Genomic DNA, 21,452 nt, shown 5'->3' on the forward strand with positions numbered 1-21,452 from the left:
CCTCGGAAAACACGCCGCAAATGTGCTTGACAGTCATTTAAGGAAACTCTCAGAACAGGGGAGCAGTTGCTGCAACGCCCAGAAAGGCCCGTATGGTGCCCGTGTGGGCCGACACTCATTAGCCAGCCCAGGCCAGCGCAAACTGCCGGCCGTTGCGGCTGCCGTCATCGCGCCGGTCGCTGCGTTCTTCGCAAGCGCCAGTGATGTTCCTTCATCCCCGTTCGCGCACGAAGCCAAACCTGCCGCAGCCCCCGCGCCGGCCCCGGCGCCGCCGTGCTGCATGGAGATCGTGGCTGCGCCCGCCGCATCCGCATCGCCTGCTGTTGCACAAACCGTGGGCCTCAGCGCCGATCAGGCACCGCCTGCCGCAGCCTCACGCTGGCGCGTCATCAACATCCCGCAGTTGCTGCCCGTCGGCGACGCGCCCGAGCGGGGCCTGCAGGTCAAGACCATCCTCGCGTCGCGCAGCGTCAGCGCGGACTTCCCTGAGATCCGCGACATCGGTGGCGTCCGCCCCGACGCGCTGCGCTGGCATCCCAACGGCCTGGCCCTCGACGTGATGATCCCCAACCCCAGCAGCGCCCACGGCATCGAGCTCGGCAACCGGATCGTCGCCTACGCCTTGAAGAACGCCGAGCGGTTCGCCCTGCAGGACGCCATCTGGCGCGGCACCTATTACACGCCCGGCGGCGGAGCGAAATCCGGCGGCTACGGCCACTACGACCACGTTCACCTGACCACCAAGGGTGGCGGCTACCCGAGCGGCGACGAGCTCTACCTGCGCTGAGTCCGCGTTCGCCCAGCGTGTCCCGCGATCAGGACTGCACCCTCCGTTTACATTCGCGTCGTGGCGCGCAGAATTTCGTTCCGCCGGGCGCGTTCTGTGATGAGCGCGGAGATCGCCGCGATTCGCCGCACCGACCCTGACCTCGACGCCGGCGACATCGCCGGATTCACCCTGCCGATCCTGGTGCGTGCCCTGGGGCTGGTGGCCATCGGCGTGGTGCCACTGCTGGTGGTGCGAAACGGGGAAATCGCGAACGAGCAACTGGTCCCGGTCATCGGCTCACTGGCTCTGGTGATCATCTGTGCGGCCGCGGTGGCCTGGTTGTTCTCGATCGTCATCTCCGGGCTGGTGGTGATGATCCTGTACCGGACTCGGCCTGCGTCGTCCTCGCGCCTGGTGATGCGCATTCTGACCGACTCTTTCATGCGTATCGACGACTCCACCTCGGCGCTGATGCTGCTGGCTCTGCTGGCCGGCCTGCTGTCCCTGGCGTTCGGGCTGCCGACGCGCAGCGGCGATGAGCTGGCCAACTCGGTGCTCGACGATCTGCTGGCCGCCCAGATCGGTGTGCTGCTGGTGGCGCTGGGTTTCGCGTTCATCGCCGAATCGATCCGATCGGCCGCCGACATCGTCGACGATCAGTCGCTGCTGTTGGCCTGGCCGTGGGCGCTGATCATCGCGTGCCTGAGCTGGGTACTGGCCACCATCGCCGGACCGTTCGAGGCGACCCGGATGCTGACCATCCTGTTGCACGAATGGTTGCCCGCCGTCGTCGACGGTCAACCCAGCTCTCAGGTGATCGCCGAACTGGTCCCGCCGGCGGCACGGTGGTGGGTGGCATTCGGGCCATTGCCGATCATCGCCGCGATCTGGGCCTACGAGGCATATCGCCGCGGGGGATTTGTCGCCATCCGGCAGTTCTTCGAGGACGACGAGTCCGCCACGCGGCAGGGCTAATCGGCGGCGTCGTCTGGTTCGCGTTCGGCGTCGGGCACGTCGCGTCGCCGCGCGAACATCAGCACCAGGTCACGGATCGGCGCCTCACGGCGCCCGCCCCACTCGGGGCCCACCGCGAAATCGGCATCGGTCGCCACGAAGCGGTAACCCGGCAGGTCCCGTTGTGGCGCGAACGGAAACTTCATGTGCCACAACCTTTGTGCGACGACGACGGCCGCGTCGACGGGCATGGGCCGGTCGATCCCGAGTGGTATGCAGATGTCCTGGGTGTGCACCAGGATGTCCATCAACGGATCGACTTCCTTGGTCATCGGTGGCCGCTTGCGCGAACCTGCCATGGCGCGCAGCCGCGCCGTGATGGCCGCCGGATCGGCGGGGTCGTCCAGCGCTGCCCGGCGCACCATGGCGTCGAACCGGAAGCCCGACTTGAATGCCGCAGGCAACATCTCGCCGAGGCTCGCATGGGACTGCGTGATGTGGATCGCGACCTCGCGCACAGTCCAGCCCGCGCACAGTGACGGTGTCGACCACTGATCGGGTTGGAGCGTGTCGAGGAGATCGGCGAGCTGCCCCCGCTGTTCATCGATGTTGCGCCAGATCGTGTCCGAGTCCATGGCCGCTCCTATCGTCAGGATTCCCTGAACAAAGTAGTCGGGCCGGACCCTGTGACGAACGTGCAGGCTCTTGCGTCAGAACCGCGCCGTCACCTCGAGAAGCGACACATTCGTCACAGGGTTCTCCAACGGAGTCTCCGGCCTCAGAGCACCTCGACCATCAGTCCGTCGCGAACGCGGCCTGCGCCTCCTGGTTGAGGTCGATGTACTTCTCCTCGCTCACATCGACCGCGACGCCCTTGATGGTGCCACCGGTGAACCGTCCGGGATTCTGGTAGAGCGACGACACGTTGTCGCCGCTGTCGAACCCGACGCACAACCCGTCGCCGGCGAGCGTGAACTTGCCGGATTGGGCGCGCATCGGTCCCTTCGCGGCCTCCTTGCCGTCTACGTAAACGATTGTGGTTCCGAGGGATTCGCCGTGCTCGCCCTTCTTCTCCCAGATGAACTCCATGCCCAGTGCATGCTTGCCCTCCGGCAGTGGGCCGGAGACGAACACCTGCTCGGGTTTGATACCCAGGAAGTTGTAGACGTAGTGCAGCTTGTTGTCCTTGATGAACAGCGAATGCCCGCCGAAGCGAGAACCGTGCGCGAACAGCACGCCCTGGGCATCCTTGGTCATGTCCACATCGGCGATGATCTTGTAGGAGCGGCCGCGGATGTTGACCGCCACTCCCTCGGGTACCGGGGCGGTGTCCGGGTAGTAGACGTAGCGAGTGCGGGGCGGTTCGAACTGTGGCCGCTCGATGGTGATCAATTCGACCGGGACGCGGTCGTCGAGGGGCAGGACGTAGTTGTTCTTGGCCTCCTCGTTCCACGCGTCGATCAATTCCTTGAGCTTCTCCGGATTCTGATCAGCGACGTTCTTGGCCTCGGAGCGATCCTCATCGACATGGAAGAGCTCCCATTTGTCCTGGTCGAAATGGCCCTTCCCGCTGATGGGCGCGTGCAGCGCCGATGCCTTCCAGCCGCCTTGCCAGATACCCCGGGTGCCCAACATCGCGTAGTACTGCCGCTTCTTGGCGGTCGGCGCGTCCGCGCCGTCGAAGCTGTACCGCATCGAAACCCCGTTGACCGGGTACTGCTTGATGCCGCGATATTCCTCCGGCATCTCGATACCCGCGACATCGAGGATGGTCGGGACGACGTCCGTGGCGTGATGGTACTGGTGACGCACCTCGCCCTTGGCCTTGATGCCCTTGGGCCAGTGGATCACCATCGGATCGCATGTCCCGCCGGAGAATTGGGAGTAGCGCTTGAACATCTGGAACGGTGTGGAGAACGCCACCGCCCAGCCTGTCGGATAGTGGTTGTAGGTGTCGGGAGTGCCGAGCTTGTCGAGCATCTTCATGTTCTCGGCAAGGTCGTCCGGGTAGCCGTTGAAGAACTTGTTCTCGTTGACCGAGCCGTTCGGTGATCCCTCACCGGACGCACCGTTGTCGGCACAGTAGAAGATGACGGTGTTGTCGAGCTGTCCGGTCTGTTCCAGATAATCGACGACCCGGCCGACCTGGGCATCGGTGTACTCCGAGAAACCCGCGAATACCTCCGCCATCCGTGAGAACAGCTTCTTCTCGTCGGGGTTCAGGGAGTCCCACGGCCGTACCGCGTCGGCATCAGATGCCACGTCCTCGGGCAGCGGATTGATGGGGGTCAGTTCGGTGCCCTTGGGCATGATGCCCTTGTCGATCATCCGGTTGAGCACCCACTCGCGGTAGGTCTCATAGCCGTCGTCGAACTTGCCCTTGTACTTTGCCGAGTACTCCTCGGGGCTGTGGTGCGGCGCGTGGTTCGCCCCAGGGCAGAACCACATGTACCACGGCTTGGAGGGATTGCTGGAACGTTGATCGCGCAGCATCCGGATCGCTTGATCGGCAAGGTCTTTCGACAGGTGATAGCCCTGCTCAGGTGGGTACGGCTGGTCGATGAACCGATTGTCTTCGGACAGGTCCGGATACCACTGGTTGGTTTCGCCGCCGATGAAGCCGTAGAACCGGTCGAAGCCCTTCTGCAGCGGCCACTCCGATTTGCTTCCACCGCTGGAGACATCTTCCTCCGGCACGTTGTGGTCCTTGCCCACCCAGAATGTGCTGTAGCCGTTGTCCTGCAGTATCTGCCCCACTGTGGCGCACTGCGCGGGCAGCCGGGCAGCCGCGCCCGGGAAGCCGTCGGAACCCTCGGTGATGCTGGCGAAGCGGTTCACGTGGTGGTTGCGCCCGGTCAGGAGGCAGGAGCGGGTGGGCGAGCACAGCGCCGTGGTGTGCCACTGCGAATAGGTGAGCCCGTTGTCGGCCAGCTTCTGCAGCGTCGGCATGTTGATCCGGCCGCCATAGGGCGACCACGAGGCCATACCGGTGTCGTCGAAGAGCACCACCAGGACGTTGGGAGCGCCTTCCGGTGCATGCTTGAGCTCGAAGGGTTTCCAGTCCGGCTTCGAATCACGAACATCCAGCTCGATCTTCCCGTTGAAGCCCTCGTTGATGCCGGTCCCATAGTCCGGCGGGCCGGCCTGTCCGCTGGCGCCCGGCTTTCCGGCCTTGTCGGAGTCGTCACAACCGGTGGCCAGCGCACCCACGGTGGCCGCACCTACTCCGGCGGCCGCGATGCCCCCCAGCATCGAACGTCTCGACAGTTTGCCGCGCTGATCACGATCGGTCTCGGTCATGTCATCGTTGTTCGATTCCATGTTGGTTCACATTATTCCTGAACGGGCCCACCGTCCCGGCAAATCGCCGATCGGCTTCATCGTAATCGTGAACCGTTGTGCGCCAGGGCGTTTCGCGACGCCGGCCTTCGCCCGTTTCGGGTGAGGTCCCTACAGCGGTATCGGGCGGTTCAGGTCGTCGGCAGCGTCGTCGGCCAGTAGCTCATGGAAACTCCGCAAAGCCGATGCGCATGCCGCGCGCTCCGCAGGGTCGAGGCGGTCGAGCACTCTGCTCAGTTCGCGCCGGCGGCGAGTCGTGATCTGGCGTACGAGCTTGCGACCGCGATCGGTCAGCGACAGCGTGACGACGCTGCGGTTGGTGGGATCGGACCCGCGGACCAGATGACCAGACGCGTCCAACCGGTCTGCCAACCGCGTCACCGTCGACCCGACGACACCGAGTGCCTGGGCGCATTCCGTCGACGTCGACTTCCCACGCTCCTGCAGGACGAGCAGCAGCCGGAACTGCGGAAGAGAAATCTCCAATTGGTCCACGCTCCGCAGGGCCACGCCCACCAGATCTCGGGTCGCCACTTCGAACGCCGACAACTCGTCGACGGGGGTTCGGGTCATCTCGTGCTGCGGCGCGCTGCCCATCCAGTGAGTATCCCACGCATCGCCGCAGTGGTGGCTGAGAATTTTCGGCACGGCCATGGGCCGGGTCCTTCTTGTTGCTGTGCGAGTGCGCAGCATCGCCGATTGGGAAAGTGTTTTCCGTCAAAGGAATTCGTTGCTGAGGCCGATCCGGGTCAGGTGCGATTGGATTCATCTGGTGGTGGTGTTTCCGTGGCCGACAGAACAGGTTGACGCACAACTGCTTCCGGATTGGCGCGCCTGTACAGCTGTCAGGCACATACTGAATGGCGTGCTGAAGTCGTGGCCCAGGGCGGTGTGGGGGTATGTGCACAGTGCCCCGCTGACTTATGCCTGGCTGGCGGTTCTGCTGGTCACCACGATCATCCAGCGCCAGACCCATGGGCGGAAGCTGCACGACCTTCTGGTCGAGAGCTCGACCAACATCCACCACCTCGAAACCGACCCGCTCTACGTGCTGTTCACGAGCTTGTTTTGGATCGATGGCAAATTCTGGACGCCATACCTGGTGCTGTTCACCCTCATTCTTGCCCCGGCCGAACGCTGGCTCGGCCAAATTCGTTGGCTGGCGGTCGGTTTGATCTCCCATGTGCTGGCCACCTACATCAGTGAAGGCTTGCTCTACCTCGCGATCGACCATCACCTGGCTCCCGAGGGGCTGGTTCACGTCCGCGATGTCGGGGTGAGCTACTTCCTCGCCGGGGTCGGCGCCGTGCTGGCATATCGAATGGTGCGGCCTTGGCGGTGGCTGTATCTGGGCGCTGTGTTCGTCTACTTCGGCGCCGCTTTGGTGAGCAACGTCGACTTCACCGCGATCGGCCACGTATCGGCGTTGCTGATCGGGCTGTGCTGTTATCCGCTCACGCGGGGGAGGGTTGGCGCCACGCCGTCGTAGTTTTCTACCGCAGGGTCGTGGCGAGCGCCGGTCGACCGCCTGGGTGTAGAAACCGGCGGGCAGTCGTCGCACCTCACTACCGCGGTAGGGCCAGCAACGCCACCACCGCATCGGTCAGCGCCGCGCGGGCGATCTCCAGGTCTGACGTAAAGCCCATCTGACGCTCGTTGCTCAGCCCCCGGATGGCGGCGGGAAGCAGACACCGCACCCGGTACAGCTGCTCGGGATCGAGATCGAGCCCGTCCATCAGATAGTCGAAGCCTTCGATCCAGTCGTGTTCGCGGGCCGCGAAAGCTGCTGCTGTCCGCGGATATTCGGCCGCGATGTCGGAACGACGCGGCGGCAGTGAGGTGCGCAGCGCGGTGAGTGCCCGCCCCTCGGTGGTGTCCAGATAGGTCCAGATGGAGTCGACGGCCGCCACCACCCGCTCCCGCAAGGTGCCGGTGCGAGGCGGCTGTGCGTCATCGGGATTGGATGCCCAACTGCGGGAATGGATCTCGGTGATCACCGCCACCCATAGGCCGTCCAGGTCACCGAACTGGTGCTGCACCGTACCCCAGGTGACGCCCGCGTCTTTGGCGATGCGATTGGCCGACACCGGCTCCCCGCCACTGTCTGCCAAACAACGAATGGCGATGTCGAGCAGGCGCGCCCGGGTCTCGAGGCCGCGCTTGTTCAACTTGGTGCCCGCGGCCGAGGTAACCGCGCCGGGAACCGCCGCACGCCACTGCTCCCGAGCGCGGATCGCCTGGGGAGATTCGCGGGCGTTCAGGCAAACCTCCCGGGGTTCGCCGCCACCGCTCGTCGCAGCGTCGGCCGGTCGGCCCGGTACGCCTGGACGACGGGCTCCAGTTCCTGCGGGCTCGCGCCGTGCATGATCACCGAATGCACGCCCAGGTCGTACTGCCGGGCGATGGTCTTCGCGCAGTCCTGCGGCGAGCCCTTGGCCACGGCGTCCAGCCACTCGGTGGGGATCAGCTCGGCGATGCGCTGCAGCGTCTCGAACGAGGCACTTGCATCGATCGGCCCCGCTGTGGCCGCATCGGCGAACAGTTCGGTCTGCTTGATCCGCTCCCACACCGCGGGATCCCAGCCGTTGGCCGACACCAGCACGTCGGCGTACGCCTGCAGGTAGGTCGCCAGCCGGCCCACGCCGCGACGCATCTGATCGTCGGCCGACAACGCGTCGGGGACCGTTGCCAGGCACGCCCAGATGCGGACACTGTCAGGATCCCGGCCCGCACGTTCCGCGCCCCGGCGCACCGCTGCGACCGACGACGTCGTCGCCTCGTCGGAGAAAAAGGTATGCAGCACAACGAAATCGGCGATCTCACCCGCCAGCTCCATGGTCTTGGGGCCGACCGCCACCAAGCCGATCGGAGGTCCGTCGGGCAGGCCGCTGGCGTGACGCAGGAACGGCCACTTCCCGGCCGGACCGTCGTGGTCCAGGATCATCTCGCCGGCCCAGAGCCGGCGCAGGATGCCGAAGAAGTCACGGAGCCGGGCCTCGGTCACCACCGGCAGACCGATGGCCTGCCAGTACGCCGCCATTCCCCGCCCGAACGCCATGGCGAAGCGGCCCTCGGTGAGCGCGTGCATCGTCGCCCCGATCGTCGCGGTGACCGTGGGATGGCGGGTGTGGTAGTTGGTCGACGGCGCGATACCGAGGCTTGTGCTGCAGCCCGCCACCGCGCCCGAGAGCACCGCCGGGTCCTTGACCGTGAAGCGTTCACCGATGTGGCAGGAGCCCAGGCCGAGCGCCTCTGCGGTACGAGCCTCGGGCAGGACCACCCGGACATCCGCGGGGTGGCGGGTCACGGCGTAGTAGCCGAGCTCGTTGAGCTGGTCATCGGGGTGGTTCGTGCTCATTACGTGCCTCTCGTGCCGTGGACGCCTAGCACTGTCGACCACCGCGACGACAATTGTCAATGAGGGTTCTCAATGAATGGGATGAGCAGACTTGTCGAGGCTGTCGGGTGTAGGGGCCAGCAGTCGATGCACGATCCATGTGGCCCTCGGGGCGTGTGAATCGTGGGTATGAATGCCGCGAACTCTGCATCGAGAATGGTGTCGTTCCTGGCCTGGCGGTAACGCCGCCGAATGAGGTGGCGCATCCAGCCGCCAACTAGTAACTCGGCTGCCCGCGCGATACTCGGTGACGGGCATCAGCACGCCGCCACCCGCGGCGCGTCAAGGAGATCAGCCGAAGCCCGGCATCAATCGTCTCGCGTTCCCGTGCCGAGGTAGACATAACTGCTGCGTGATCGGTTCCGAAAGAATCCTCTGATTTCCGCTCAATCTTGTCTGGATAGGAACCGAATGAGACATGATGAGCGCCATGGGAGCGCCGTATACCGTAATAATGACGCAATTCGTAACGGCGGAAGAGTTGAAAGACGAACTACTGTCGATGCCGATGTTCATCGAAGACGGAATCGAAGCAGCTGAGCCCGGAACGGGTATCCGCACCTCACTGGCCCGCATGGTCACGGCAGTGCATTTCGGCCCCATAGATGGGGAGATCGTCGTGGACTTCGCCGATGGATCATCAAGTCGCACATTCGATTCGAACGCAATCTTGGAGATCCGCCGCATCATTCCTGGCAAAGATCTGATCGAGTTAGCGAACGGGGACGTGTGACAACCAGTGAGGCGTGTGCCTGGCATGACGGACGTGCCGTCATATCCTCCTCGGTATGGCGGGCGACGCTGTGGACCTAGATGTTGAACGCGTAATCCGGTCGACATTCCCGCACCTCTCTGCTTGGCGGCGACGAGGGGCAACGGCCTATCGCCCCGAGCTAGGGAGCTCCCTCGCGGTCGATGACCAAGATTGGCCGCCGATGCCAGTCTCTGTGATGGCATGGATGGGCCTTACCACTGCAACAGATCATCTCGTCGCGATTCAGCGCCACATCGAGGCGCGGCAGTTGTTTTCCCTCGCGCACCTAACGCTATGCCGGTCAGCGTTGATAGGGGCGGCGCAGGCGGCGTGGGTGCTCTCGCCGACTGAACGCGCTGACCGGGTGAAGCGGGCTCGGACCGTCGCCCTCTACCTGCACGGAAAGCATCACCAGTATCTGCGCGGCCTGCAGGAGTCGGTTGAGTCGCCGCACGAAGGTACTGACCTCGTAGCAGCCCATGTCGACAATCGTCGGTCGCAGCTTGCTGCCAAACGAGCCGCAGATGGGGAAGTGATACAGCTGAACACAACTGAGATGATCCGTAGCGCTGCAGCCGCTGTCTTCAATGACGAAATCCTGACGAGGGAAACAGTGCTCGCCTGGCAGGCAGGTTCAGGGACAGCGCATGGTCTGGTCTGGCCGTTGTTCGGCACGACGGCAATGGCGCAATCGGCATCGGCCGACGCCGACGGAGTGGCTGAATTCCAAGCCGGAGGATCACTTAGCCTAATAGCGAACCCCTACTTGGCCGCCTTCCACATTGCCCAACGTGCGTGGGCCCTGCTCGAACAGCGAGGTTCCGGATCTCGGAATTAGACGCGCGGGGCGTTCAAAATTCGTTTCGCCTGTACGCGCCGACATTTATTTTTTAAGACAGTATGGGGCAAATACGAGGTCGATACGGGGCACAGGTCCAATCGCGGTTAAAGAAAATCCGTCAGGCTCGGCGAACATGATTATCTGTATTCGTTTTCTTCGCTGCAGCCGGGATTATTCGTTCTCCCAACAGACCACGGCGCTGCTGCTGGATTACTTGGCGATGCCATCCGCGCCGTGACGGCCCGACCGCTCTTTGTTCCCGGGGATGGTGCTGAAGGCCGTTGCGGCCCACGGGCATGAGCGCCATCACCGCAACCGGCGAGCTGGACGTTCAGGGCGCAAAGCAAGTCGCCCGGCGACAAGCGAACACCCTGGCAGACCTGTCAGTTGAGGATGCTGAGGCCCGGTTGGAGGTGAAGTGGGACGAGCCCGCTGCGGCACGTCACGTTCTACCAGGCCGCGTGCCGGCCTGGGGTGCTCCGGGGCGAATCGAATTTGTCGCCGCGACGAGCAACCGGCGCTCCTGTCGCGAGCGTTGAAATTTCACAGCCTCCGTCACACGTGCGCGTCGTTGTGCGGGGAGGCCGGGATTCCAGTGCGGTAGGTGGCGGAGTTCATGGGGCACGCCGACCCCACGACGACCGAGCACATCTACACCCACGTCTACAAGAAGGGCGGCCACGACGTCATGAGCCAGCTTGGGGCGATGGCTGCGCGACGTCCCTACGCGGACAACGTTGTGCCGCTATTTGTTTGACGATTTCTCGCCAGCGGTGTTGTCGCCGTCTCGCCGTATGGCACGTAAGAATGCGAGGTGGCGGTCGCCTTTTTCGGTGAGCGCGAGGTACTTCCGAACGTCAGAGGCAGTGCGCTTTCGTTGCCCCTTGTCGATAAGTCCCAGCGCACGATACTGAATTTGGACCTGATCCCAGTCCTCGTCTTTGATGCTGATTTCGGCGCGTCTCCATCCACGGACTTTCTCGAGATCTTCTTCGGAGATGTGTGCGTTTCCGCTCGCAAGGTGGTCCCGTACCCGGTCACGCACGACTCTGTCGGTAGCTTCATCGATCATCACCCCGCCGATGTCGGCAAACATCGCATCCCAGGTGGTCGTAGAATGCAGGACTTCGCGCTTTTTGTCAGAGTAGTCCGTACCATAACCGGATACCACCACAGGTAGCGTGACCTTGTCCGCGCCTTGGACCAACTCGGAAGTGTTTTCTACCAACGCTTTTTGGGCGCTTTCCCGGTCTTGTTCGGCTTTGGCGAGCCGCTCGCGAAGATCGATAATTTCGCGTTCTGTTTCGACAGTCATCGCCTTGTCGCCCCGGACCCAACCAGTTCGCGGACTCTTCTTGATCTCACGGTTCAGGCTCGTGATTACCTGGCCGCCGAGCTGATCAGGGTTGGTGAAGTACTTAACCATTCGGGTCTCGACCTTTGAGCGAAACTCAGCCAGCTTCTTCCTGGCTTCCTCGGAGGAGTCAGTCTTCCCTGATTCGATCTTGTCGGGCTCGCCATGGACGAAGCCGAGGATGGGAGTGTCCGTCTCCACTGCGTAGTCGTATTCCATCTCGGTGTAGCTGATCCCCTCGGCACTCGCCGATCCGTAGCGTCCGGCGACAACGACTACGTAGTAGTCGCTCTGATCGATCACTTGTTTGATCAGTGTCCACTGGTCGTCGTTCGCGGCCGGGAAAAGCTCCATGCCTGCAGGGAAGTGCTCGAGATTTAGAATCGCCTGGATAACTGCGGCGCGCTCCTCGGTGAGATCCTTGTACGTCGAGCTGACGAATATCTGGTAGCGCTTCTCATCCACGGCAAGATGTTCTCATCGACACCAGAAACTTGCGCGTACGTCAGCGGCGTGTGTCGATGGAGTGGGCGAGGTCAGGCCCGATTCAGTAGTGCGCCGCGGTACGACGGCGGTACTGAAACGTTCCGTTGTCGGATTTCGGTCGCAGAAACTGCCTTCTACCAGTGTTTTTCGTGGAGCCGATGACGGGAATCGAACCCGCGTATTCAGCTTGGGAAGCTGATGTTCTGCCATTGAACTACATCGGCATGGTGCTGACGAAGGATAGCAACTCAGCCCTGGTTCCGGGTAAGGCGGGCAGACATCCTCTCGGTGAGTCTAAGAAATTGACGCCGGCTCAGCGGCGGGGTGGTGACTGCCGATGGGCGAAGCCGTCCGACGCGGCCGACGGACCGATGCCCAGTGCGGACCCGGCGCCTCGACGGGCGTGGCGAAACGTCTGACCCCAGAACGAGTTTCCTGTTCGCGCGCCACCCTGAGAGTCCGGTAAATCCTGTGAGCCGCCGTTCTCAGGCGCGCTGTCTACCGTCGGGTGTCGTCGGCTCCATCCGGTGCTGCATGGAGCGAACAGGCCCGCACGTCGGGCCGAATCAATCGAGGGATTCAAACCCATGGAAGTTGTTATCGGTATTGCCATGACCTCGCGCGACGCCAGGCTCCTCCTGGTGGAGGGCACCCGTGGCGACGGCGCGGTGATCGACCACGATTCGCTCGACACAGCCACCCACGCCGACGTCGAGCATCTTGGCTTCCGCGAGCACGTCGTCAACGCGGTGACCGACGCCCGCGCGGCCGCCCCGGCCAGCGGCTACGCCGTCGCCCGTGTCGCGATGACCTGGACCGACGCGGTGGCTGATGAGGCCAAACTGGTCCTCGACGCACTCCAGGAGCTGGGTGTCACCAACGTCGCGGTGATCCGCAGTACGGATGCGCTCGAAGCGGCCGCCGAATACACCGTTCAGATCGCAGACTGCGACTCCCTTGCCCTGTGCATGGTGGAACCAGACGAGACCCTGCTGGCCGTGATCGGCGCCGAGGGCGAGGACGGCACCCGCCGGTTACGCAGCCGCCGTCTGGACGGGCCCGACCAGGACACCGCAGTGCTGGCTCTGCGCGGCGTCTGCGACAGCTTCCCCGAGCCGATTGGCACCGTGGCCGTCTCCGGATCCGCCCCGAACGCCGAAAGCCTTGTCGAACAAGTCAATTCGGTGATGTCGCGACCGGTGGCGCTCGGCGACGATGCGGCCCTGTTGCTGGCTCGCGGTGCGCTGATGGCCAGCGCCGATGTGACCGATGATGAAGCGTCAGAAACCCGCCGAGACCACCTGACGCACACCTTGTCCATGGTTGTGGCGACGGCAGTGTTGATCGTGGCAGGTGCGGTGTTTCTGGCGATCACCGTGCACGGTGGCCACGGTGGCTCTCCGCCCCAGGCGTCGACTCGGGCTGACCACGGCACGCCGGCTCAGCCCCTGCTGCCCGCGCCCGATGCCAGTCCGGTGCCGACGGGGCCGCCACCGAATCCGCTGATCGAATCCCTCAACGGCCGGCAGATCCACACCGTCGCGCGCAAGGTGCCTGTGCGGACGCCTCCGAAACCCGCGACGGTGCCGCCGTTGCCGCAGGTGGTCCGTCGGTAACCGATACGCTCGTCGGGTGCTGCTCTCCGATCGAGACATCCGGGCCGAGATCGCCGCGAAACGCCTGGCCATCGAGCCGTTCGACGATGCCCTGGTGCAGCCGTCGAGCGTCGATGTCCGGTTGGACACCCTGTTCCGGGTCTTCAACAACACCCGCTACACCCATATCGACCCGGCCAAACAGCAGGACGAGCTGACCAGCCTGGTCGAGCCCGCCGAGGGCGAACCCTTCGTGCTGCACCCCGGTGAGTTCGTGCTCGGCTCGACGCTCGAGGTGTGCACGCTGCCCGACGACCTGGCCGGACGGCTGGAGGGCAAGTCCTCGCTGGGCCGTCTCGGTTTGTTGACGCACTCGACGGCCGGGTTCATCGACCCCGGCTTCTCGGGGCACATCACTCTCGAGCTGTCCAACGTCGCCAACCTGCCCATCACGTTGTGGCCGGGCATGAAGATCGGCCAGCTGTGCCTGCTGCGGCTCACCAGCCCGGCCGAGCACCCGTACGGCAGCGACAAGGTCGGCTCGAAATACCAGGGCCAACGTGGGCCGACGCCGTCGCGTTCGCATTTGAACTTCATCAAGTCCTAGGCAGCGCCGAGTGGCCACTTGTGCCACGTAAATCAGCGAATCGCGTGCCATAAGTGGCCGCTCGGCGGCTGCGCGAGGCAGGCCGGCGACACCAACGGCGACACCAGAAGCCAAGAAGCCCAGCCCGTGAACTTTCAGTAACCACACCGCAACACGAAACATGGCTGAAACACACTCGCCGCGCGGCTGAAACGCGCGCCGGACATTCTCGTCGAGACCAAAGGAGCTCGACGTGCCCGAAATCGATCCGGCTGCCACAGCGTGGCTTCTCGCCAGCACCGCGCTGGTCCTGCTGATGACCCCCGGCCTCGCCATCTTCTACGGCGGCATGGTGCGCACCACCGGCGTGCTCAACATGATCATGATGAGCTTCATCTCGATCCCGCTGGTCACGGTGGCCTGGCTGCTGGTCGGCTACACCCTGGCGTTCTCCGAAGACGCCGGCGGCGGTCTGATCGGTGGCCTGCAGCACTTCGGCATGCTCGGCATCACCCCGAGCACGGCTCACGGCGCGGTACCCGAGCTGCTGTTCGCCACGTTCCAGCTGACCTTCGCGATCATCACCGCAGCCCTGATCAGCGGGGCCATCGCGGACCGGGCGAAGTTCGCGGCCTGGATGGTGTTCGTCCCGCTGTGGGCCGTCGCGGTGTACGCCGTCGTCGCGCACTGGGTCTGGGGCCCGGGCGGCTGGCTGGCCGGGCTCGGCGTGCTCGACTACGCCGGCGGCCTCGTCGTCGAGATCGTCTCCGGCTCCTCGGCCCTGGCGCTCGCCCTGGTGCTCGGTCCCCGCATCGGCTTCAAACAGGACGCCATGCGGCCGCACAACCTGCCCTTCGTGCTGCTGGGCGTCGGCCTGCTGTGGTTCGGCTGGTTCGGCTTCAACGCGGGCTCGGCGCTGGCCGCCAACGGCACCGCCGCCGCGATCTTCCTCAACACCCTGGTTGCCGGCTGCCTGGGCATGCTGGGCTGGTTGACGGTCGAGCAGGTCCGCGACGGCAAGCCCACCACGTTCGGTGCGGCCTCCGGTGTGGTGGCAGGCCTGGTGGCGATCACCCCGTCCTGCGGCACGGTCAACACCCTCGGCGCGGTCGTGGTGGGCCTGGCCGCCGGTGTGGTCTGTTCCTTCGCGATCGGGCTGAAGTTCCGGTTCGGCTATGACGACTCACTCGATGTGGTGGGTGTGCACTTCGTCGGCGGTGTCGTCGGGGTGCTGCTGATCGGATTCTTGGCCACCGAGGTGATGACCGCGGGTCCGCAGGGCCTCTTCTACGGCGGCGGGCTCACGCAGTTGGGTAGGCAGCTGCTGGGAGCGGTCGTCGTGGCCGCCTATGCGTTCACGATGTCCTATCTGATCGCCAAGGCGATCGACCGGTTCATGGGGTTCCGGGTGAGCCCCGAGGACGAGACCACCGGCGTCGACTTCACCCAACACGCCGAATCCGCCTACGCCGAGGGCGTGCACGGGCACCTGCCCGCCCGCCGGCCCGGGTTGTTCGGCGGGACGCTGGGACAGCTGGGACAGACGGGGCAGACGGGCCCGATCGAAGACCGCGGACGACGCCCCGATCCGGCCGAAGAAGACAGCGCGGGATGAACCGGGCGGCGCTCTTTGTCGTAATGCCGAGTAGGGTCTAACTAACCGGCGCCGGCGCGCACCATGCCGTCGCGGTCCGACCGGAATCTGGCGCTGTAGCTAACGGGCGCAGGTGTAACGATCGAGCTGGTTACACCGATTTAGGTTCTAGTTGTCGGTTCGTGCGGAATGTGTGCGCAATGGCGACAAATGCAGTGCAGCAAACACATTGGAGGGCTCGGTGGACATCGTATTGGGTGTGGCGATGGCACCTACAACGGTCCGCATGGTGCTGGTCGAGGGGGAGAAGGCCGACGGAGTTACCGTCGATCACGACGTCTTCGACATCGCTGCCGGTGAGGATTCGGCAACCACCACCGCGGCCGATCAGGTGGTCGCCGCCATCCTCGGAACGCAGGAGAGCGCCACTTCCGGCGGGCACCATCTGAAGTCGATCGGTGTCACCTGGACCGACCATTCCGACGCCGCCGCGCTGCGCGACACATTGTCCGCGCACGGCATCGACGACGTCATGCTGGTCTCCGAAAGTCATGCCGCCGCGGCGCTGGCGCAGGCGGTCGGCCGCGCGGTCGGGTACGACACCACGGCGCTGCTGTTCATCGATCGTGACGCCGCGACGCTGTCGGTGGTCAAGACCGACGACGGCTCGGTGGTCAAGGTGTTGAGCCGCTCCTTGCACAGCTCCGACGCCATGGCCGTGCTCACCGATATGGCCGCCGCCGTGGATGCCGCTGATTCCGCGCCGCAGGGCATGTTCGTGCTCGGCGCGGGCGTCGACGTCGCCTCGGTCAAGGCGCACCTAGAACCTCTGGTGTCGCTTCCCGTCAGCGCCCCGGACGAGCCCGAGATGGCGCTGGCCCGCGGTGCCGCCCTCGCGTCGGCCAACGCTCCGGCGTTCGAGGCCACCACGGTCGGTCTGGCCTACTCGCAAGACCCCGACGGCACCACGGCGGGCAGCGCCTACGCGCTGGCCGGCCTGGCCACCCAGATGGCTCCGGTCGGCGCCGATGCGCTCGACGAGGTGGACCTCGTCGCCGACGAGATGCCGCTCGACGAGGAACGCAAGCCGTTCCTGCTGGTGGGCTCCGCGTTGACCTCGGTGTTCGTGGTCGGCGTTGTCGCCCTGGTGATTTCGCTTGCGGTGAGCATCCGCCCGACGGTCGATCAGCGTCCCTCGCCCGCACAGGGTGCGGTGGCGCCCAGCGCCCCGGCCAAGCTCCCGGCGCCTGCACCCGCTCCGGAGGCTCAGCCCGCGCAGCCGGCAGCCCCGCCACCGGCGCCGCCGCCAGAGACCATCAAGGCCCCGATACCTGTGGTGCAGGAAGCTCCGGCTCCCGCTCCGCAGGCTCCGCCGCGCACGGTCTATGTCGAGCAGCCCGCCGCGGCCCCGCCACCTGCTCCTGAGGCGCCCGCTCCGGCCCCCGAAGCTCCGCCGCCGGCGCCCGTCCCCGTGGCACCGGCCCCGCCGATCTACAACCCGCCGGCGCCGTACATCCCGCCGCTGGTCGTGCTGCCGCCGGCGCCACGACTGCCCAACATCTTCCGTCCGCCGTGGGACCCGCCGCAGCGCCCCTCGTGGGATCCGCCGTCGCGCCACGAGCCGGAAACCCCGCAGTGGCCGGGCCGCGGTTCGGATGACTGGCACCCGGGGTCTGATTCGGGTCCGAGTTCGGGCTGGAATCCGGGCCGGGGCTCAGGTGACTGGAACCCTGGCCGCTCCGGTGGCTCGGGCGACTGGAACCCGGGTGGCTCGGGGTCAGGCGATTGGAACCCGGGCCGTTCGGGTGGTTCACGCTCGGGCGGTGACGGCGGCTCGATTTGGCCCTTCCCGTCATTCGGCGGCCACTGAGTCATCCGCCACCAACCGTCACCTGACGTTGGCCTGCCGCTCAGTGTCACGTAGCGGCTAGCTCATTCGCGCGGCCTATCCAGGCAGTATGCGATGCACCGTTTTCGGTACCGGCTATCTGGGCGCGACACATGCCGCGGGGATGGCCGAGCTCGGCCACGAGGTGATCGGGGTCGACATCGACCCGGGCAAGGTGGCCAAACTCGCCGCCGGTGACATCCCGTTCTACGAGCCCGGCCTGCGCAAGGTGCTCAACGACAACCTGTCTGCCGGGCGGCTGCGGTTCACCACCGACTACGACGAGGCGGCCGATTTCGCCGACGTGCACTTCCTCGGCGTCGGCACCCCGCAGAAAAAGGGCGAGTACAGCGCCGATCTGCGGCACGTACACGCGGTCATCGACACCCTGGTGCCGCGGTTGCGCCGGTCCGCGGTGATCGTCGGCAAGTCCACCGTGCCGGTCGGCACGGCGGCCGACCTGGCCGAGCGGGCCCGCGGACTGGCACCGGCGGACGTGGACGTCGAGGTGGCCTGGAATCCGGAGTTCCTGCGCGAGGGGTACGCCGTGCACGACACCTTGCACCCGGATCGGATTGTGGTTGGGGTGCAGCGTGATTCGCTGCGTGGGGAGTCGGCGGTACGTGAGCTCTACGCGCCGCTGATCGACGAGGGCATTCCGTTCCTGGTCACCGATCTGCAGACCGCCGAGTTGGTCAAGGTGTCGGCCAACGCCTTCCTGGCCACCAAGATCTCGTTCATCAACGCGATCTCCGAAGTGTGTGAGGCCGCCGGTGCCGACGTCACCCTGCTGGCCGACGCACTGGGCTACGACCCGCGCATCGGACGACGCTTCCTCAACGCCGGCCTCGGCTTCGGCGGTGGCTGCCTGCCCAAGGACATCCGCGCGTTCATGGCGCGTGCCGGTGAGCTCGGTGCCAACCACGCGCTGACCTTCCTGCGTGAGGTCGACAGCATCAACATGCGCCGCCGCACCGCGATGGTCGAGCTGACCACGCGGGCATGCGGCGGATCGCTGCTGGGCGCCAACATCGCCGTCCTCGGCGCCGCGTTCAAACCCGAGTCCGACGACGTGCGCGATTCGCCGGCCCTCAACGTCGCCGGAATGCTGCAGCTGAACGGCGCCGCGGTCAACGTGTACGACCCCAAGGCGATGGACAACTCGCAGCGGGTGTTCCCCACTCTGAATTACTCCACCTCCGTCGTCGAAGCCTGCGACCGGGCCGACGCGGTGCTGGTCCTCACCGAGTGGGCCGAGTTCGTCGACCTCGATCCGGCCGAGCTGGCCGACACGGTGCGCGTCAAAGTTGTTGTGGACGGTCGCAATTGCCTGGACGCACAGCGCTGGCGCGACGCCGGATGGCGCGTCTACGCACTGGGACGCCCCGTCGCCACTGTTTGACGCTTGTAGAACAAATTTCGCGGTCGTAGGCTCGGGCCATGCGGGAACGAATCCGGTGGATGGCCCTGCACGGGGTGGTACGAGGCATCTCCGCGTTCGGGATGCGGCACGGCGACCCGCAGGCGCGGCTGATCGCCGACCCGGCGGTGCGGGCCGACCCGGCGCCCTTCGCCGACGAAATGCGCCGTCACGGACCGATTGTGCGCGGCCGTGCCCTCCTGATGACCTTCGACCACGACGTGGCCACCGAGCTGCTGCGCTCCGACGACTTCCGGGTGTCGCGGCTGGGCGGCAACCTGCCGAAACCGTTGCGCTGGATCGTCGACAAGACCGACACCGGCTCCCTGCATCCGCTGCTGCCGCCGTCACTGCTGGCCGTGGAACCGCCCGACCACACCCGCTACCGCAAGCTCGTCTCCTCGGTGTTCACCACCCGCGCCGTCGCCCGGCTGCGTGAACGGGTCCAGGAAACCGCCAACGAACTGCTGGACTCGATGGACGACGACGGTGTGGTCGACATCGTCGGCCGGTACTGCGCGCAACTGCCGGTCGCGGTGATCAGCGACATCCTCGGTGTTCCCGACGCCGACCGGCCCCAGATCCTGCGCTTCGGCGAGCTCGGCGCGCCCAGCCTGGACATCGGCCTCACCTGGCGCCAATACCAGGAGGTCAACTCCGGCATCCACGGGTTCGAGAGCTGGCTGACCGATCACCTGCGTCAACTGCGGCGCAACCCGGGCGAGGACCTGCTCAGCCAGATCATCCAGGCCTCCGACGCCGGTGCGGCCGGCGAACCGCTCAACGAGGCGGAGCTACGGGCGCTGGCCGGGCTGGTGTTGGCGGCGGGCTTCGAGACCACGGTCAACCTGCTGGGCAACGGGATCCGCATGCTGCTCGACCATCCCGAACACCTGCAGACCCTGTCCGCCCGCCCCGAACTGTGGCCGAACACGGTCGAGGAGATCCTGCGGCTGGACTCACCGGTGCTGATGAGCGCCCGGGTGGCACTCGTCGACACCGAGGTGGCCGGAACCCCGGTGCAGGCCGGGGAACTCGTCATCGTGCACCTCTCCGGGGCCAACCGTGACCCCGCGGTGTTCACCGACCCGCACCGCTTCGACATCGAACGGGAAAACGCCGGCCGGCACCTGTCGTTTTCCGGTGGCAGGCACTTCTGCCTCGGCGCGGCCCTCGCCAGGGCCGAAGGTCAGGTAGGCCTGCAGACCTTCTTCGACCGGTTCCCCGACGCACGGGCAGCCGGCGAGGGCAGCCGTCGCGAGACCCGCATCCTGCGAGGCTGGTCGACTCTGCCGATCACGCTCGGGAAGGCACGCACAGCGGTAAGTTCGTGACGTGGACTTCCGAGCCGCTCTGCTCGACCAGACCCGGAGCTTCGGGGAGCTGATCGCCTCCAGCGATCCCGAGACGCCGGTGCCGACGTGTCCGGACTGGACACTCAAGCAACTCTTTCGCCATGTCGGGCGCGGAAACCGTTGGGCGGCACAGATTATCTCCGAGCGCCGGGTCTCGGCTCTCGATCCGCGCGAGGTTCACGACGGCAAACCGCCCGACGATCTCGAGGGCGCGATCGAATGGCTCAACGCCGGTGCGGTCCAGGTGCTCAAGGCTGTCGATCAGATCGGCACCGACACGCGGGTATGGACGTTCCTGGGCCCCAAACCGGGCGGCTGGTGGATCCGGCGACGGGTGCACGAGGCAGCGGTACATCACGCCGATGCTGCGCTGGCCGTGGGCACCCAATACGACCTGCCGGTCGATCTCGCCGCCGACGCGGTCAGTGAGTGGCTTGAGATCTCCACCGGCATGGCCAACAAACGGCACGGCGAACCGCTGGCATTGGGTTCCAGCGTGCACCTGCACGCCACCGACGACGGTCTGGGCCCCATGGGGGAGTGGACCGTGGAGCACGACGAGGACGGGCTCGCGTGGTCCCACAGCCACGGCAAGGGCACCGTCGCGCTGCGCGGGCCGGCCAGAGACCTGCTGATGGCCGTCACCCGGCGCGGGACCGCGGCCGATCTCGGGCTCGAGATGTTCGGCGACACCGCAACCTGGGACACCTGGCTGGACCGCACACCGTTCTGATTGGCGTACGTTTCGTTCATGACCACATCCGAGATCGCCACGGTTCTGGCCTGGCATGACGCGCTGAACGACAACGACGTCGACACCCTGATCGCGCTGTCCAGCGATGACATCGAATTGGGCGACGCCGACGGGGCGGCCCAAGGGCACGATGCCCTGCGCGACTGGGCCGCATCCGCAGGCGCCACCGTGACGCCGGGGCGGATGTACGTGCACGACGGCGTGGTCGTCGTCGAGCAGACGGTGACCGCGGCAGACGGCTCAACCCGCTCCGGGGCAGCCGCCTTCCGCGTGGTGCACGACCACGTCACCTCGGTGTTCCGCCACGACACCCTGGCCGCGGCGCTGGCCGCCACCGAGCTCACCGAGAAGGACCTCGCGGGCTGA

General features: G+C 65.6%; 20 protein-coding genes and 1 tRNA gene. 14 read left to right on the forward strand and 7 right to left on the reverse strand.

The annotated features are described in order from the left end of the window. The first annotated feature begins 103 nt into the window (after positions 1 to 103). Together QQ25_RS03475 and QQ25_RS03480 are read left to right on the forward strand one after the other, a co-directional pair. Positions 104 to 787 carry a VldE C-terminal domain-containing protein gene (locus QQ25_RS03475; protein ID WP_039377177.1) on the forward strand — a complete coding sequence of 228 codons (684 nt, stop codon included), beginning with the start codon at positions 104 to 106 and terminating at the stop codon, positions 785 to 787. A gap of 99 nt (positions 788 to 886) precedes the next feature. Then, a complete protein-coding gene (locus tag QQ25_RS03480; protein ID WP_052235594.1) occupies positions 887 to 1,744 on the forward strand; it encodes a hypothetical protein in 858 nt (285 codons plus the stop codon). On the opposite strand, the gene QQ25_RS03485 is transcribed toward QQ25_RS03480, so the two are convergent. From QQ25_RS03485 to QQ25_RS03495, 3 genes are all read right to left on the reverse strand, one after another. Then, positions 1,741 to 2,358: a maleylpyruvate isomerase family mycothiol-dependent enzyme gene (locus QQ25_RS03485; protein WP_039377179.1), complete on the reverse strand. Its 618-nt coding sequence runs from the start codon at positions 2,356 to 2,358 to the stop codon at positions 1,741 to 1,743. The two genes, QQ25_RS03480 and QQ25_RS03485, sit on opposite strands and share 4 nt — an antisense overlap. Before the next feature lie 160 nt (positions 2,359 to 2,518). Further along, the gene (locus QQ25_RS03490; protein WP_039377180.1) at positions 2,519 to 5,044 is read right to left on the reverse strand and encodes an arylsulfatase; all 2,526 of its coding nucleotides are present in this window, start codon (positions 5,042 to 5,044) and stop codon (positions 2,519 to 2,521) included. A 129-nt stretch (positions 5,045 to 5,173) separates the two neighbouring features. After that, the gene (locus QQ25_RS03495; protein ID WP_039313438.1) at positions 5,174 to 5,659 is read right to left on the reverse strand and encodes a MarR family winged helix-turn-helix transcriptional regulator; all 486 of its coding nucleotides are present in this window, start codon (positions 5,657 to 5,659) and stop codon (positions 5,174 to 5,176) included. A gap of 271 nt (positions 5,660 to 5,930) precedes the next feature. Here QQ25_RS03495 and QQ25_RS03500 point away from each other — a divergent pair, with 271 nt between their 5' ends. Then, a complete protein-coding gene (locus tag QQ25_RS03500) occupies positions 5,931 to 6,551 on the forward strand; it encodes a rhomboid-like protein (RefSeq protein ID WP_052235650.1) in 621 nt (206 codons plus the stop codon). Between the two features lie 76 nt (positions 6,552 to 6,627). Here QQ25_RS03500 and QQ25_RS03505 read toward each other — a convergent pair whose 3' ends face one another. Both QQ25_RS03505 and QQ25_RS03510 read right to left on the reverse strand, forming a co-directional pair. Continuing rightward, positions 6,628 to 7,230, reverse strand: coding sequence for a TetR/AcrR family transcriptional regulator (locus QQ25_RS03505; RefSeq protein ID WP_039377182.1), 603 nt, complete (start codon positions 7,228 to 7,230; stop codon positions 6,628 to 6,630). Between the two features lie 89 nt (positions 7,231 to 7,319). After that, the gene (locus QQ25_RS03510; RefSeq protein ID WP_039377184.1) at positions 7,320 to 8,420 is read right to left on the reverse strand and encodes a TIGR03857 family LLM class F420-dependent oxidoreductase; all 1,101 of its coding nucleotides are present in this window, start codon (positions 8,418 to 8,420) and stop codon (positions 7,320 to 7,322) included. A 493-nt stretch (positions 8,421 to 8,913) separates the two neighbouring features. Here QQ25_RS03510 and QQ25_RS03515 point away from each other — a divergent pair, with 493 nt between their 5' ends. From QQ25_RS03515 to QQ25_RS31250, 3 genes are all read left to right on the forward strand, one after another. Then, positions 8,914 to 9,192, forward strand: coding sequence for a hypothetical protein (locus QQ25_RS03515; RefSeq protein ID WP_131546081.1), 279 nt, complete (start codon positions 8,914 to 8,916; stop codon positions 9,190 to 9,192). Positions 9,193 to 9,394: 202 nt separating this feature from the next. Beyond that, a complete protein-coding gene (locus QQ25_RS03520) occupies positions 9,395 to 10,051 on the forward strand; it encodes a hypothetical protein (RefSeq protein WP_131546083.1) in 657 nt (218 codons plus the stop codon). A 607-nt stretch (positions 10,052 to 10,658) separates the two neighbouring features. After that, on the forward strand, positions 10,659 to 10,811 hold the full coding sequence (locus QQ25_RS31250) for a hypothetical protein (RefSeq protein WP_234711836.1): 153 nt from the start codon (positions 10,659 to 10,661) through the stop codon (positions 10,809 to 10,811). Here QQ25_RS31250 and QQ25_RS03525 read toward each other — a convergent pair. Both QQ25_RS03525 and QQ25_RS03530 read right to left on the reverse strand, forming a co-directional pair. Next, entirely contained in the window at positions 10,800 to 11,873 is a 1,074-nt protein-coding gene (locus tag QQ25_RS03525; protein WP_039377190.1) for a DUF4062 domain-containing protein, read from the reverse strand. The genes QQ25_RS31250 and QQ25_RS03525 overlap by 12 nt on opposite strands. Positions 11,874 to 12,044: 171 nt before the next feature. After that, positions 12,045 to 12,118, reverse strand: a tRNA-Gly gene (locus QQ25_RS03530). 363 nt (positions 12,119 to 12,481) lie between these two features. On the opposite strand from QQ25_RS03530, the gene QQ25_RS03535 reads away from it, so the two are divergent. The 8 genes from QQ25_RS03535 to QQ25_RS03570 all read left to right on the forward strand — a co-directional run bounded on the left by QQ25_RS03535 (position 12,482) and on the right by QQ25_RS03570 (position 21,452). Further along, positions 12,482 to 13,510, forward strand: coding sequence for a DUF7159 family protein (locus QQ25_RS03535; protein ID WP_131546085.1), 1,029 nt, complete (start codon positions 12,482 to 12,484; stop codon positions 13,508 to 13,510). Between the two features lie 16 nt (positions 13,511 to 13,526). Further along, positions 13,527 to 14,096, forward strand: coding sequence for a dCTP deaminase (dcd, locus tag QQ25_RS03540; protein ID WP_039313451.1), 570 nt, complete (start codon positions 13,527 to 13,529; stop codon positions 14,094 to 14,096). Positions 14,097 to 14,328: 232 nt separating this feature from the next. Beyond that, a complete protein-coding gene (locus QQ25_RS03545; protein WP_039377196.1) occupies positions 14,329 to 15,690 on the forward strand; it encodes an ammonium transporter in 1,362 nt (453 codons plus the stop codon). Between the two features lie 220 nt (positions 15,691 to 15,910). Next, entirely contained in the window at positions 15,911 to 17,539 is a 1,629-nt protein-coding gene (locus QQ25_RS03550; protein ID WP_039377760.1) for a DUF7159 family protein, read from the forward strand. Positions 17,540 to 17,627: 88 nt separating this feature from the next. Continuing rightward, a complete protein-coding gene (locus QQ25_RS03555; RefSeq protein ID WP_039313457.1) occupies positions 17,628 to 18,959 on the forward strand; it encodes a UDP-glucose dehydrogenase family protein in 1,332 nt (443 codons plus the stop codon). 38 nt (positions 18,960 to 18,997) lie between these two features. Continuing rightward, positions 18,998 to 20,311 (forward strand): cytochrome P450, encoded by a 1,314-nt coding sequence (locus QQ25_RS03560; protein WP_052235597.1) that lies wholly within the window; start codon positions 18,998 to 19,000, stop codon positions 20,309 to 20,311. Between the two features lies 1 nt (position 20,312). After that, the gene (locus QQ25_RS03565) at positions 20,313 to 21,065 is read left to right on the forward strand and encodes a maleylpyruvate isomerase family mycothiol-dependent enzyme (RefSeq protein WP_039313460.1); all 753 of its coding nucleotides are present in this window, start codon (positions 20,313 to 20,315) and stop codon (positions 21,063 to 21,065) included. A gap of 18 nt (positions 21,066 to 21,083) precedes the next feature. After that, on the forward strand, positions 21,084 to 21,452 hold the full coding sequence (locus QQ25_RS03570) for a nuclear transport factor 2 family protein (RefSeq protein WP_039377199.1): 369 nt from the start codon (positions 21,084 to 21,086) through the stop codon (positions 21,450 to 21,452).

Source organism: Mycolicibacterium setense (assembly GCF_000805385.1).
Classification (GTDB): Bacteria; Actinomycetota; Actinomycetes; order Mycobacteriales; family Mycobacteriaceae; genus Mycobacterium; species Mycobacterium setense.